General features: G+C 65.6%; 12 protein-coding genes. 9 read left to right on the top strand and 3 right to left on the bottom strand.

Annotated features, from left to right (window positions below):
- The first annotated feature begins 696 nt into the window (after positions 1-696).
- Complete coding sequence (locus ACMGRF_RS00725; protein ID WP_099486317.1) at positions 697-1,686, top strand: fumarylacetoacetate hydrolase family protein; 990 nt, start codon at positions 697-699, stop codon at positions 1,684-1,686.
- Positions 1,687-1,700: 14 nt separating this feature from the next.
- A complete protein-coding gene (maiA, locus tag ACMGRF_RS00730; protein WP_049414451.1) occupies positions 1,701-2,369 on the top strand; it encodes a maleylacetoacetate isomerase in 669 nt (222 codons plus the stop codon).
- A 43-nt stretch (positions 2,370-2,412) separates the two neighbouring features.
- Here maiA and ACMGRF_RS00735 read toward each other — a convergent pair whose 3' ends face one another.
- The 3 genes from ACMGRF_RS00735 to ACMGRF_RS00745 all read right to left on the bottom strand — a co-directional run bounded on the left by ACMGRF_RS00735 (position 2,413) and on the right by ACMGRF_RS00745 (position 6,396).
- Positions 2,413-3,873 carry a UdgX family uracil-DNA binding protein gene (locus ACMGRF_RS00735; protein WP_414485551.1) on the bottom strand — a complete coding sequence of 487 codons (1,461 nt, stop codon included), beginning with the start codon at positions 3,871-3,873 and terminating at the stop codon, positions 2,413-2,415.
- Positions 3,854-5,137 carry a putative DNA modification/repair radical SAM protein gene (locus ACMGRF_RS00740; protein ID WP_049414453.1) on the bottom strand — a complete coding sequence of 428 codons (1,284 nt, stop codon included), beginning with the start codon at positions 5,135-5,137 and terminating at the stop codon, positions 3,854-3,856. The genes ACMGRF_RS00735 and ACMGRF_RS00740 overlap by 20 nt, the downstream gene beginning before the upstream one ends.
- 131 nt (positions 5,138-5,268) lie before the next feature.
- Entirely contained in the window at positions 5,269-6,396 is a 1,128-nt protein-coding gene (locus ACMGRF_RS00745; RefSeq protein WP_014035879.1) for a PilT/PilU family type 4a pilus ATPase, read from the bottom strand.
- A 121-nt stretch (positions 6,397-6,517) separates the two neighbouring features.
- Between ACMGRF_RS00745 and ACMGRF_RS00750 the strand changes: the two genes are divergently transcribed.
- The 7 genes from ACMGRF_RS00750 to ACMGRF_RS00780 all read left to right on the top strand — a co-directional run bounded on the left by ACMGRF_RS00750 (position 6,518) and on the right by ACMGRF_RS00780 (position 13,492).
- On the top strand, positions 6,518-6,883 hold the full coding sequence (locus tag ACMGRF_RS00750) for a DUF4398 domain-containing protein (RefSeq protein WP_005415160.1): 366 nt from the start codon (positions 6,518-6,520) through the stop codon (positions 6,881-6,883).
- Positions 6,880-7,764, top strand: a complete 885-nt coding sequence (locus ACMGRF_RS00755; protein WP_414485552.1) for a hypothetical protein — start codon at positions 6,880-6,882, stop codon at positions 7,762-7,764. The genes ACMGRF_RS00750 and ACMGRF_RS00755 overlap by 4 nt, the downstream gene beginning before the upstream one ends.
- A 324-nt stretch (positions 7,765-8,088) precedes the next feature.
- The gene (locus ACMGRF_RS00760; protein WP_005407964.1) at positions 8,089-8,325 is read left to right on the top strand and encodes a YdcH family protein; all 237 of its coding nucleotides are present in this window, start codon (positions 8,089-8,091) and stop codon (positions 8,323-8,325) included.
- Positions 8,326-8,626: 301 nt separating this feature from the next.
- Entirely contained in the window at positions 8,627-9,997 is a 1,371-nt protein-coding gene (locus ACMGRF_RS00765) for a pyridoxal-phosphate dependent enzyme (protein ID WP_049416902.1), read from the top strand.
- Between the two features lie 123 nt (positions 9,998-10,120).
- Positions 10,121-11,305 carry a cystathionine gamma-synthase gene (locus tag ACMGRF_RS00770; protein WP_099486310.1) on the top strand — a complete coding sequence of 395 codons (1,185 nt, stop codon included), beginning with the start codon at positions 10,121-10,123 and terminating at the stop codon, positions 11,303-11,305.
- The gene (locus ACMGRF_RS00775) at positions 11,302-12,084 is read left to right on the top strand and encodes an ABC transporter permease (RefSeq protein WP_099486308.1); all 783 of its coding nucleotides are present in this window, start codon (positions 11,302-11,304) and stop codon (positions 12,082-12,084) included. The genes ACMGRF_RS00770 and ACMGRF_RS00775 overlap by 4 nt, the downstream gene beginning before the upstream one ends.
- On the top strand, positions 12,074-13,492 hold the full coding sequence (locus ACMGRF_RS00780) for an ABC transporter ATP-binding protein (protein ID WP_099486306.1): 1,419 nt from the start codon (positions 12,074-12,076) through the stop codon (positions 13,490-13,492). The genes ACMGRF_RS00775 and ACMGRF_RS00780 overlap by 11 nt, the downstream gene beginning before the upstream one ends.
- Positions 13,493-13,497 lie beyond the last annotated feature (5 nt).

Consider the following 13,497-nt stretch of genomic DNA (forward strand, 5'->3'; position numbering starts at 1 on the left):
ACGGACGGCCGCTGCAGACCGCGCAAGTCTAAACGATGTTTGAGACTTCACGCAAAAAGGCCTGTTCAGGTAGGGGTTCTCTGCAGGGCTGCGCCCTGCACCCGCAGAGGCCGGAGCCAAGGCCAGAGCAGCGTCAAAAGCCGGGTTCCTGTGGGTAGGCGGGGTGGGTCCGGTGGCGGGAGACGCCGTAAACCCGTCCCTGGGGGCTTGGCCGCGGCATCCATGCCGCGGACACTCCCGCCACCGGACCCACCCCCCCTTCGACAGTTTCCTGCGATCTGTCGGAATGGCATGGGGTCAGATCCGTTTTCCGCAGGAAAACGGATCTGACCCCGGAATTTCATTCGATATCTGACAGATTTCATCCATGCAGGGCGTGGATCTACTGGCCACCGGCCTACTGTCGAAGGCGGGGTACTGTGGGTTTGCGGGGTGTGAGCGGCATGGATGCCGCGACCAAGCCCCCATGGATGGGTTTACGGCGTCCCCGCAAACCCACAGTGCCTCGCCATCCCACGGAATGCCCGCTGTTGCTGTTGCGTCGGCTGTTGCCTTGGCTTGAAGCAGGTGCAGGGCTGCAAGCCCTGCCGAACCCCCCACTACGGTAGGGTGGGCCGATGCCGCGCTGCAGCTTGGCGCCGCCGCAGATTTGATTACACTTGAAACTTGTTTGCCCACGACTCCGGACACCCACCCATGAAGCTTGGTTCCTTGAAGGAAGGCGGCCGCGACGGCACCCTGATCGTTGTCTCGCGCGACCTGCGCCACGGCGTGCGCGCCACCGGCATTGCCGCCACCCTGCAGCAGGCCCTGGAGGACTGGAGCCACATCGCACCGCGCCTGAACGCCCTGTACGAATCGCTCAACGCCGGCGACGCCGATGGCGTGTTCGATCTCGATCCGCAGGCACTGGCAGCGCCGATGCCGCGTGCCTATGAGTTCGTCGATGGCAGCGCCTACCTGCCGCATGTCGAGCGCGTGCGCCGCGCCCGTGGTGCGGAGGTGCCGGAGAGCTTCTACACCGACCCGCTGATGTACCAGGCCACCAGCGCCGGTTTCTACGGCCCGCGCGATGCGGTCAGGGTGGTCAGCGAGGACTACGGCATCGACCTGGAAGCGGAGATCGTGGTGATCACCGACGATGTGCCGATGGCGGCCACCCCGGAACAGGCCGCCGGCCACATCCAGCTGGTCGGCCTGGTCAACGATGTCTCGCTGCGCAACCTGATCCCGGGCGAGCTGGCCAAGGGCTTCGGCTTCCTGCAGTCCAAGCCGCGCTCGGCGCTGTCGCCGGTGTTCGTCACCCCTGACGAGCTGGGCGCTGCGTGGCAGGACAGCAAGGTGCACCTGCCGCTGCTGACCCACATCAACGGCCAGTGGTTCGGCGCGCCGGAAGCGGGCGTGGACATGCAGTTCAATTTCGCCCAGCTGGTTTCGCATGCGGCCAAGACCCGCCCGCTGGGTGCCGGCACCATCGTCGGCTCGGGCACCATCGCCAACGAAGACACCAGCAAGGGTGCCTCATGCTTCGCCGAGCAGCGCGTGGTCGAGACCCTGCGTGACGGCAAGCCGAGCACGCCATTCATGTCCTTCGGCGACGTGGTCCGCATCGAGATGCTCGACGCTGCCGGCAACAGCATCTTCGGTGCGATCGAGCAGCGCATCGAACAGGCGGCCAAGCCCTGAGCATGGAGGCGGCGATGGAGATTCCGGTCGACGACGGCATCGTGCTGTACACCTACTGGCGATCCAGCGCCGCCTACCGCGTGCGCATCGGGCTGGAGCTGAAGGGCCTGGCCTGGGAGGCGCGGCCGGTGCATCTGGTGCGCGACGGTGGCGAGCAGCACCATGAGGCTTATCGCGCGCTCAATCCGCAGCAGCTGGTGCCGACCCTGCTGCATGATGGGCACACGCTGACCCAGTCGCTGGCGATCATCGAGTACCTGGAAGAGCGCTTCCCACAGGTGCCGCTGCTGCCGGCCGACGCCGCCGGCCGCGCACGGGTGCGGGCGCTGGCCCAGCTGGTAGCCTGCGACATCCACCCGATCAACAACCTGCGGGTGATGCAGTACCTGGAACGCGACCTGCAGCTGCCTGCCGACGCCCGCACGCAGTGGACCCTGCACTGGATCGCCGAAGGCTTTGACGCGATGGAAGCGATACTGGCCAACAGCCGCGACACCGGCACCTTCTGCCACGGCGACCGTCCTGGCCTGGCCGACATCTGCCTGTTGCCGCAGCTGTACAACGCCCACCGCTTCGGCCTGGACCTGGCACCGTACCCGACCCTGCGCCGCATCGAAGCGGCCTGCCAGGCACTGGATGCCTTCGACCGCGCCCGCCCGGAACACCAGCTCGACGCCGCCTGAAAAAAGGGGACGGAGGGGATTAAGTCGTATATGCACTTACGACTTAATCCCCTCCGTCCCCTTTCTGCCGCAAACGGGCCAGGTCATCGCGGAACACCCGGTAGGCGTCCTCGCGGCGCGCATCGTCGGCCTGCCGCAACACCCACGCCGGGTGCACGGTGGCGTAGCCGCGGGTGCCGTCTTCGAGGGTGTGCCAGCGTCCGCGGTCGCGCGAGAGGTCGAAGTCACGACCGAACACTGAAGCTGCCGCTGTCGCGCCCAGGCACACGATCACCCTGGGCCGCACACGCGCGATCTCGCCCATCAGCCAGGGGCGGCAGGCCTGGATGTGGCGGCTTTCCGGTCGCTTGTGCAGCCGCACCTTGCCGCGCCGCTCATGGTGGAAGTGCTTCACCGCGTTGGTGAGGTACAGCTGGGCGCGATCGATTCCCAGCTCCGCCAGTGCGCGGTCCAGCACCTGGCCGGCGGGTCCTGCGAACGGCTGCCCGCGCAGATCCTCGGTGTCGCCGGGTTGTTCTCCGACCAGCATCACCTCGGCCCCTGCCGGCCCCTGGCCGAACACGGTCTGCGTGGCCTGCTCCCACAACGGGCACTGGCGGCAGGCGCTGGCCTGTCGGCGCAGATTGTCCAGACTGCTGGCATCGGTTGACGGCGCCGCAGCGTTCGCACGTGGGCGAATCCTGCGTTGCGGCGCCTGCGCCGGCCGGTCGTGCATCTCCTGCACGCGGTCGGCCGCATCGCGCACCAGGCGTGGCAGCAACTGTGCTTCAGGCAGGTGGCGCCAGTACTTGGCCGGCATTTCCTGCATCATCATCCGCGTGTTGAGCCGGGCCGGATTGAAGATGCTGGCGTAGTAGGTCTGCCACAGCGACTCGCGTGCATCCTCGGCCGGGGCATCCTCGCGCCGTGCACCGGGGCCGAACGCAAGCGCCTGCCCATCCCAGGCGACGCTGCGCGAAGGGGTCAGGATCGCCCAGCGCATGCCGGTGAAGCGGCGCGCAAAGAACGGCGCGACCCGGTCGACGATGTGGTGCTGTGGCTCGAACCAGGCGATGAACGCATCAGGCTGGCCAGGCACTTCGCGGAAGCGCACGAATGCCTTCATCTTGTGCGTGTCGCGGCGGACCGCCTGTGCCATGGCCATCGCCCGCAGTACGTCGGCATCGGCGGGGTTTGACAGCACCGAGCGTTCGCCATGGGTGATGCGCCACAGCAACCGGTACAGGAGGGCCATGCGCTGTCCGTCGCGATGGCACAGGCAGGTGGCCGCCAGCTCCAGGAAGTCGCGCGGTACCGTCGGTGCGCCAGCATCGGCCTGTGCGGGCGCCGAGGTAACCGCTGGCGCGTCCAGCAGTGATGCGTCGCTACCCTCGAGCCAGTCCAGCTGCTCCGGCGCGACGCCGCGCAGCAGGGCTTCGCGCGCACCGCTGCGCCAGGCATCCAGCGACCATGGCGGATCCACCCGCAGCGACCAGCGCTGCGCGTCAGGCCGCGGACGGGGCATCGAACAGCGAACCCTGGCGCGGCGGCGGGGCCAGCTGCGCGCGCAGCGCCGCCGGATCATCCAGTGCTTTGCGCGGGTGATGGTCGGCCAGCAGCACGAACGGCAGCAGCTTGCTCATCGGTGCCTTCAGGCGCGCGATGTCGGCCACGCGCAGCCGCCCGTGGCGGCGCGCCATCAGCACGCGCTTGACGTTGCGCACGCCAAGGCCGGGCACGCGCAGCAGCATTTCCTTCGGTGCCCGGTTCAGATCGACCGGAAAGCGCTCGGGGTGGCGGATCGCCCAGGCCATCTTCGGGTCGATATCCAGGTCGAGCATGCCGTCCTGGGTGGTATCGGTAATCTCATCCACGCCGTAGCCGTAGAAGCGCAGCAGCCAGTCAGCCTGGTAAAGGCGATGTTCGCGCTGCAGCGGTGGCGGCTGCAGTGGCAGCTGCCGGCTGGCGTCCGGAATCGGGCTGAACGCGGAGTAATAGACCCGGCGCATGCGGTAGTTGCCGTACAGGCTGTCGGCGCTCGCCAGGATCTGCTGGTCGTTTGCCCCGTCCGCGCCGACGATCATCTGGGTGCTCTGCCCGGCCGGTGCGAAACGGGGAGGGCGCGCCCGCGTGCTGCGGCTGGCCGTCGGTGCCACCGCTGCGGGGGCCTTGCGAGCTTCCTTGGCTTCCTCGATGCGCCAGCGCAGTTCCCCCATCGCGCCACGGATGGAATGAACCGTCTTCTCCGGCGCCAAGGCGCTCAGGCCGGCTTCGGTCGGCAGTTCCACGTTGATGGACAGACGGTCGGCATAGCGCCCGGCGCTGGCCAGCAGGTCCGGCGAGGCCTCGGGAATGGTCTTGAGGTGGATGTAGCCGGCGTAGCGGTGCTCTTCGCGCAGTTGCCGGGCTACTTCCACCATCTGTTCCATGGTGTAGTCCGCATTGCGGATGATGCCGCTGGACAGGAACAGGCCCTCGATGTAGTTGCGCTTGTAGAAGTCCAGGGTGAGCGTGACCACCTCATCCACGCTGAAACGCGCACGGGGCACGTTGCTGGAGACCCGGTTCACGCAGTAGGCGCAGTCGTAAATGCAGAAGTTGGTCAGCAGGATCTTCAGCAACGAAACACAGCGGCCATCGGGCGTGTAGCTGTGGCAGATGCCCATGCCCTCGGTGCTGCCGATACCGCCACTGGCGCGCGAATCGCGCTTTCCCGAGCCGCTTGAGGCGCAGGAGGCATCGTACTTGGCGGCATCAGCCAGAATGGCCAGCTTGCGGATGGTTTCCATTGAGGAAACCTACGGATGAGGGGTCTCATTGGATGAGACCGCCCCTGAACTCTTCAGAAAATGGGGATTGGAGGGGATCAAGTCGCAAGTGCACAAACGACTTAATCCCCTCCGTCCCCTTTTTCGTGGGATCAGAAGCCGTGGGTGATGCTGGGCGCGCCCGCCGAGAAATCGGCGTACGGGTCGTGCTCGCCGCTGCTGCCCTCGGAAAGGCGGAACTTCAGGGCCAGGCCATCGCGCGAGTCGGCTGCGCGCAGCGCTTCCTCCTGCTCGATGATGCCCGCCTTGGCCAGCCGGAACAGGCACTGGTCAAAGCTCTCCATGCCTTCCTCCAGCGAGGCTTCCATCGCCGCCTTGATCTCGTGCACCTGGCCGCGACGCAGCAGGTCGCGGATCATCGGCGTGTTGATCAGCACCTCGGTGGCCGGCAGGCGTCGGCCCTCCTTGTTCTTCACCAGGCGCTGGCTGATCACCGCGCGCAGGTTCAGCGCCAGGTTCATCAGCACGTTCTTGTGCGCGCTTTCCGGGAAGAAGTTGAGGATGCGCTCGATGGTCTGGTCGGCGTTGTTGGAGTGCAGGGTGGCCAGGCACAGGTGGCCGGTCTCGGCGAAGGCGATCGCCGCCTCCATCGTCTCCGCATCCAGGATCTCGCCGATCAGGATCACGTCCGGCGCTTCACGCATCGCGTTCTTCAGCGCGTTGTGGAAGGCATGGGTGTCCAGGCCGACCTCGCGCTGGTTGACGATCGACATCTTGTGCTTGTGCAGGTACTCGATCGGATCCTCGATGGTGAGGATGTGACCGGTGGTGGTGCTGTTGCGGTGGTCGATCATCGACGCCAGCGAGGTCGACTTGCCGGAGCCGGTGGACCCCACCACCAGCACCAGCCCGCGCGGGGTCATGATGACGTCCTTCAGCACCTGCGGCAGGTTCAGCTCCTCGATGCTCGGGATGCGGCTGCGGATGGCGCGGATGACCATGCCGACCTCGCCCCGCTGCTTGAACACGTTGACGCGGAAGCGCCCGGCATCGGGCAGGGCGATGGCCATGTTGAGCTCGAGCTCGCGCTCGAACTGCGGCACCTGGCCCTCATCCATCAGCGAGTAGGCGATCTTCTTGACCATGCCCGGCGGCAGGCCGGTGTTGCCCAGCGGATAGAGCTTCCCCTCGATCTTGATGTAGACCGGTGCCCCGGTGGTCAGAAACATGTCCGAAGCGTTCTTTTCGGTCATCAGCTTCAGGAAGTAGCCGATATCCATTGCGAATTTTCCCCAACGAAACGGCCGACGCCCGTTGCCAGCACGGTGTCGGCTTGACGACAATGGCCGTGAACCGACAACCGGTACGGCCTCCCCAATGAAACGACTTAGCTTCGCACGAATGCGCCATGGCCTGTATGTGATGGCGTTTGCATTCGCACTGTCTGCCCCCGCCTGGGCGCAGGACGCCGCCCTGGAACTGGCGCAGGCCCGGCAGGCGGTCGACAAGGCCACCCAGGCCGATGCCGACCAGTACGCCCCGGACCTGATCGGGCTGGCCCGGCAGGGGCTGGAGCAGGCCCAGCGCGCCGCCGGCGACCGCCGCGAGCGCAAGAACGCCCCGGCGATGGCCCTGCGCGCCGCCGCCGATGCCGACCTGGCCCGCGTCCGCAGTGAGGAAGCCACCGTCACCGCGCAGCTGCAGCTGCGCCGCAACGAGGTCAACCAGCTGCAGCGCCAGCTGTCGACCGGGGAGGACCGCCGGTGAAGCCGATGACCGCCGCAACCCTGGCCGCGCTGCTGGCGTTGCCGACCCTGGCCACTGCCGCCGACAACCCGATGGTGGCGCAGCTGAGCCAGCGCCTGATGGCCATCCAGGCCAACCCCGATACCGCTGAGCTGGGCGCCTTCGAGCGCATGCAGGCGCAGCAGGCGATCGCCACCCTGGACAAGGCCAAGCGCCGCGACCAGGAGCTGGCCACGTACCTGGCCGAGCGCCGGGTGGAGATTGCCGAGACCGCCGTGCGCACCGCGCTGGCCGCGCGCGAGGTCGACCGCCTGGAGCGTACCCGCAGCGACCTGCTGATCGAGGCCAGCCGCCGCGATGCCGCCCGTGCCCGCCAGGAAGCCGAGCAGCTGCGCATGCAGGCGCAGATGCAGGCCGAGGAGGCCGAACGCCTGCGCCAGGCCGCCGAGGCCGAGACCCTTGCCCGCCAGGACGCCGAGAACGCCCTGACCAGCGTGGCCGGCAAGCAGCAGCAGCGTCTGAGCGCTGCCCAGCAGAACGCCGCCAGGCTGGCCCGTGAGGAGGCCGAGCTGGTGTCTGGGCAGAAGCTGCCGGGTTCGAGGTTCGATGCGCGCGGTGAGGTCTTCACCTTCGGGGGCGACGCGTTCGCTGCAGGTGCGTCCAGCCTGTCTGGCGGCGCCCGTAACCAGGCCAAAGCGCTCGCCGAGTACTTGAACATCGGCAAGAAGGGGCGCCTGCGCATCGAGGCCTACGACAGTGCCAACGGCGTGGGCCAGAAGCGTGCCGAAGCGCTGCGCGACGCCCTGGTCGCGGGTGGTGTCGCCAGCAACCGGATCCAGGTCAGTGGCAAGAAGGCTGCGTCCACCCGGGCGCGCTCGGCCGAGGTCATCATCGCGCCGTAATGCATTGATATCGTTTGTTTTTCGTTGCAATGAGCATTCAGCCTGAACCCCGCCCCGGCGGGGTTCGGTCTTTTTGTCGCAGGGGTCTTGTACCCCGCCCTGAGCAGGCGTAGGGTCAATCGTCCGGGACGCAATGCCGCGGACCGGACGATGGGAGGGCCGGGCCGATGCAAGCAGGGCGCGAACCGCAGCAGATCGACGTGCGCAGGCCAGTGCCGCAGGTCGTTGCAGGCGTCCAGGTGGCCATCGACCGGCACTCCTCCATGAACAACGCCCCGTGCCTTGCGGCCGGGGCGTTCGTGTATCTGTCGAAGGAGGTCCATCATGTTTGAAGATCAGCCCCAGAGCGAGATCGACGCCCGTCGCGCGCGTGATCCGGAGTTCAGGGCACTCCATGACCAGCACCGCAAGTTGAACAAGAAGTGCATGGACGCGGAGTTGGGTGTACTCCCGATCGATGATGTCACCCTGGGTCGCATGAAGCGTGAGAAGCTGCTGGCCAAGCAACGTCTTCTGCGAATGTACGAAACACCGCTCCCAACGACGTCCCCCACGCTTTGACGCACTTCGTCACGCCCGGAATGGCGTGACCCGGCCATCGATGGCCCCGCCGGGCGCTCCTGCCCCGGCATCGCGGCACCGCCGATGAGGCGGCCGCGCCAAGGCACCACAGGCGGTGGTGCCTTGGCCTGCAGGCACCACTCACCGATGCGGGCGGTACCGGTCTCCTCGTCGATCCGGGGCCGTCCGCATCCCTCTACGGGGCCGGCCGGCGGCATCTCCGCGCCGACCTGACATTCAGCGCCATCCGTCGGATAATCATCGGTCCGGCCCTGCGTGGCGCGAATCGAAAGTCCTCCGAATGCCCATCCATTCTTCCGTCCTCGAACTCATCGGCCAGACCCCGATCGTCAAGGCCCAGCGCCTGGACACCGGCGTCTGCGAGCTTTACCTGAAGCTCGAGAGCGCCAACCCGGGCGGATCGATCAAGGATCGCATCGGCCTGTCGATGATCGAGGCAGCGGAGCAGCGGGGTGACCTGAAGCCGGGGGCGACCCTGGTCGAGGGTACCGCTGGCAATACCGGCCTGGGCCTGGCACTGGTGGCCCAGCAGAAGGGCTACAAGCTCATCCTGGTCGTTCCCGACAAGATGAGCCGCGAAAAGATTTTCAACCTGAAGGCGATGGGCGCCGAAGTGCGCCTGACCCGTTCGGACGTCGCCAAGGGCCATCCCGAGTATTACCAGGACCTGGCCAAGACCATCGCCGAGCAGACCCCGGGCGCCTATTTCATCAACCAGTTCGGCAACCCGGACAACCCGGCCGCGCATGAGTTCGGCACCGGCCCGGAGATCCTCGAGCAGATGGGCGGCGACCTCGACGCCATCGTGTTCGGCTGCGGCAGCTCCGGCACCATGACCGGCCTGTCGCGTGCGTTCGCCAGGCTGTCGCCGAAGACCGAGCTGGTGCTGGCCGATCCGGTCGGCTCGATCCTGGCCGAGTACATCAACGACGGCGTGCTCAACGACAAGTCGGGCAGCTGGCTGGTGGAAGGCATCGGCGAGGACTTCCTGCCCTCGATCTCCGACTTCAGCCGTGTCAAGAAGGCTTACGCCATCAGCGATGCCGAGAGCTTCCACACCGCGCGCGAGCTGCTGGGCAAGGAAGGCATCCTCGGCGGTTCGTCCACCGGCACCCTTCTGGCCGCGGCACTGAAGTACTGCAAGGAGCAGACCACGCCGAAGAAGGTGCTGGTGCTGGTCTGCGATACCGGCAACAAGTACCTGTCGAAGATGTACAACGACTACTGGATGCTGGACAACGGCTTCCTGCAGCGCCCGCAGCATGGCGACCTGCGCGACCTGATCCTGCGCCCGTACGGCCAGCGCGACACGGTGGTGATCGGCCCGAACGACCTGCTGACCACCGCCTACCAGCGCATGAAGCTGTACGACGTGTCGCAGCTGCCGGTGATGGACGGCGACCAGCTGGTCGGCATCGTCGATGAAAGTGACGTGCTGCTGCATGTCTACGGCGACGAAGCGCGCTTCCGCGATACCGTCGCCACTGCGATGGTCAGCAAGCTGGACCGGTTGGACGTGAAGTCGCCGATCGAGGCCCTGCTGCCGGTGTTCGACCGCGGGCAGGTGGCGATCGTGATGGACGGTGACGCCTTCCTCGGCCTGATCACCCGCATCGACCTGCTGAACTATCTGCGCCGTCGCGTGCAGTAAGCCGCTGATCGCTGCCGTTCACCGCTGAATTCCGGTTTATTCGCGTCAAAGCTCGTTAAGGCTGCGCTGATAGACTCCCGATCCTTTGACGGCGCCGCACGTCGGCGCCATTCAGGAAACGACATGTCCAACTCCTCTTCGCCCGACCGCGCGCTGGCCCTGGCCACGCTGGCCATCCACGGTGGCCAGTCGCCCGATCCCAGCACCGGTGCGGTGATGCCGCCGATCTACGCCACCTCGACCTATGCCCAGTCCAGCCCGGGCGAGCACCAGGGCTTCGAGTACTCGCGTACCCACAACCCGACCCGCTTCGCCTATGAGCGCTGCGTGGCCTCGCTGGAAGGCGGTACCCGCGGCTTCGCCTTCGCCTCGGGCATGGCGGCCAGCTCGACCGTGATCGAGCTGCTGGACGCCGGCAGCCACGTGGTGGCGATGGATGACATCTACGGCGGCAGCTTCCGCCTGTTCGAGCGCGTGCGCCGCCGTACCGCCGGGCTGGACTTCAGCTTCGTCGACCTGACCGATCTGGCGGCCTTTGAAGCCTCGATCACCCCGAAGACGAAGATGGTCTGGATTGAAACCCCGACCAACCCGATGCTGAAGATCGTGGACATCGCCGCGGTCGCTGCCATCGCCAAGCGCCATGGCCTGATCGTGGTGGTGGACAACACCTTCGCCTCGCCGATGCTGCAGCGCCCGCTGCTGCTGGGCGCCGATCTTGTGCTGCACTCGGCCACCAAGTACCTCAATGGCCACTCGGACATGGTCGGTGGCATGGTCGTGGTCGGCGACAATGCGCCGCTGGCCGAGCAGATGGCGTTCCTGCAGAACTCGGTGGGTGGCGTGCAGGGCCCGTTCGACAGCTTCCTGGCCCTGCGCGGCCTGAAGACCCTGCCGCTGCGCATGAAGGCGCATTGTGCCAATGCGATGGCGCTGGCGCAGTGGTTGGACAAGCATCCAGCGGTGGAGAAAGTGATCTACCCGGGCCTGCCCTCGCACCCGCAGCATGAGCTGGCCGGCAAGCAGATGGCGGGCTACGGCGGCATCGTCTCGATCGTGCTGAAGGGCGGTTTCGAAGCCGCCAAGCGCTTCTGCGAGAAGACCGAACTGTTCACCCTGGCCGAGTCGCTGGGCGGCGTGGAAAGCCTGGTCAACCATCCGGCGGTGATGACGCATGCCTCGATCCCGGTCGCGCGCCGGGAGCAGCTGGGGATCAGCGATGCGCTGGTGCGGCTGAGCGTGGGTGTTGAGGAGCTGGGGGATCTGCAGGTGGATCTGGAAAGGGCGCTGGAGGCCGCCGGGGCATGATGGGGCAGCGCGTCGAGTTGATGCTCAGCCTGACCGGGCGCGACATCAAGAAGAAGTACAAGGATTCACTGCTGGGTGCGCTGTGGGGCGTGCTTGTGCCCCTGATCATGCTGGCCATTTACACGATCATCTTTGCCACCATCTTCAGTGCGAAATGGAAAGGCATCGAAACGCACAGCAGGGTGGACTATGCCGTTCTGCTGTTCATCGGACTGATCGTCTACAACTTCTTTGCCGAGTCGTTGACGCGTGCACCTAGTGCGGTGCTCAGCAATCCGAATCTGGTAAAGAAGGTGGTATTCCCACTGGAAGTCCTGCCTCCCGTGGTCGTTCTGTCCTCGCTTTACAATGCGGGCGTCGCCAGTGTTGCATTGGTCGGGTTCCTGATCTTCAGTAGTTTTGGCCTGCACTGGCAGATTGTGCTGTTGCCGCTGCTCGTGCTGCCGCTGCTGGCTCTGACCCTCGGAGTGTCCTATCTGTTTGCTTCGCTGGGAGTGTTCTTCCGCGACGTGGACCAGATTGCAGGTCTGCTGGCTCGTGTGCTCCAGTACCTTACGCCAGTGCTGTACCCGTCGATCATTTTCCCGGAGAAGATCGGCACCTGGATGCGGCTGAGCCCTCTTGCGGTGTACGTGGAGCAGATCCGCGCGCTCATCGTCAGCGGTACCTTGCCGGACTGGGGGCGCTACGCATGGGCCCTGGGCTGGTCGCTGGCCATCCTGTTCTTTGGATACTGGTGGTTCCAGCGTACTCGGAGGGCCTTCGCCGATGTCGTCTGATGATCTCGTCATTGATATCGAAAATGTCAGCAAAGTCTTCAACATTTTCGAGAAGCCATCTGATCGGTTGCTGCAGATGTTGCTGCCCAGGTTGGGGCGGATCGTGCCTGGCGCGGGCGAATGGTCGTCGCGGCAGCGCGGACGTGAATTCTGGGCCCTGCGCGATGTCAGCCTGAGGGTGAAGCGGGGTGACGCCGTGGGCATCATCGGGCGTAACGGTTCCGGCAAGTCGACCCTGCTGCAGATCATTGCCGGAACACTCGCGCCGACGACCGGCCGGGCACAGGTCAACGGACGCATTGCTGCCCTTCTGGAGCTCGGTAGCGGTTTCAATCCAGATTTCACCGGGCGCGAAAATGTGCTGCTGAACGGCATGATCCTGGGCCTGACCGAGCGCGAGGTGCTACAGCGTTTCGATGCCATTGCGGCGTTTGCCGACATCGGAGACTTCATCGACCAGCCCGTGCGGACCTACTCCAGCGGCATGATGTTGCGTCTGGCCTTTGCCGTGCAGACGCAGGTCGAGCCGGACATTCTCATTGTCGATGAGGCTCTGGCGGTCGGTGACGCACTGTTCCAGAAGCGCTGCTTCCAGCAGATGGAAGCCCTGCGAGCCAATGGCTGCACGCTACTGCTGGTGTCGCACGACCAGGAGTCCATTCGTACTCTGACCGATCATGCGATTCTTCTGCGAGACGGCGTCGCGCGCGCCGCTGGTCCGTCTTCCGACGTCGTGCTGGAGTATCGCAAGCAGTTGCACGAGGACGAGCGTGATTACTATGCGTCCATCAGTGCGCAGCATCTGCAGCACGCGCAGAAGATCGTGGAGGCGCAGGCCGCTGCTGATGCGCCTGTCGAGGGAGGGCCGCATGAAGGATCCCCCGTTCTGGGGGCGCGCAGCGACAAGCTTTCTTTCGGTGACTACGATTGCGTGGTCGAGCGGGTTCGGGTGCTGGATGGTCAGGGCGAAGAATGCGCCTACTTCCTGCCGCGCGAGAGGCTGGTCATCGAGGTGACCGCACGCCCGGTGCGTGACATGGACAAGCTCAATGTGAATGTCCGCTTGCGCAACAAGGAAGGCGTCAAGCTCTACTCGTGGGGAACACTCAACCAAGACGTGCGCCTGTGGACGGAGGAAGGTCGGCAGGATCCGGGGGTTTGGGGCACCACCTTCCGGGCCGATACGCCGTTTACCGTGCGCTTTGAGTTCGATTGCTCGCTGGGCGTGAACTTCTACGAAGTGCAGGTCTCAGTGTCGGAAGAGCTTGAGCGCTTTGGTGGAGCACAACGCATGCTGCATTGGCGCGACGAAGCTGCTTTCTTCCAAGTTGGAATGCGTCAGAAGGAATACACCTTTGGCGGCGTCTGCGACCTCCGCATGCATGCGGAAGTTGTGGGTGCACAATGATCGAG

The organism is Stenotrophomonas sp. EMP41 (assembly GCF_047495535.1).
Classification (GTDB): Bacteria; Pseudomonadota; Gammaproteobacteria; order Xanthomonadales; family Xanthomonadaceae; genus Stenotrophomonas; species Stenotrophomonas sepilia.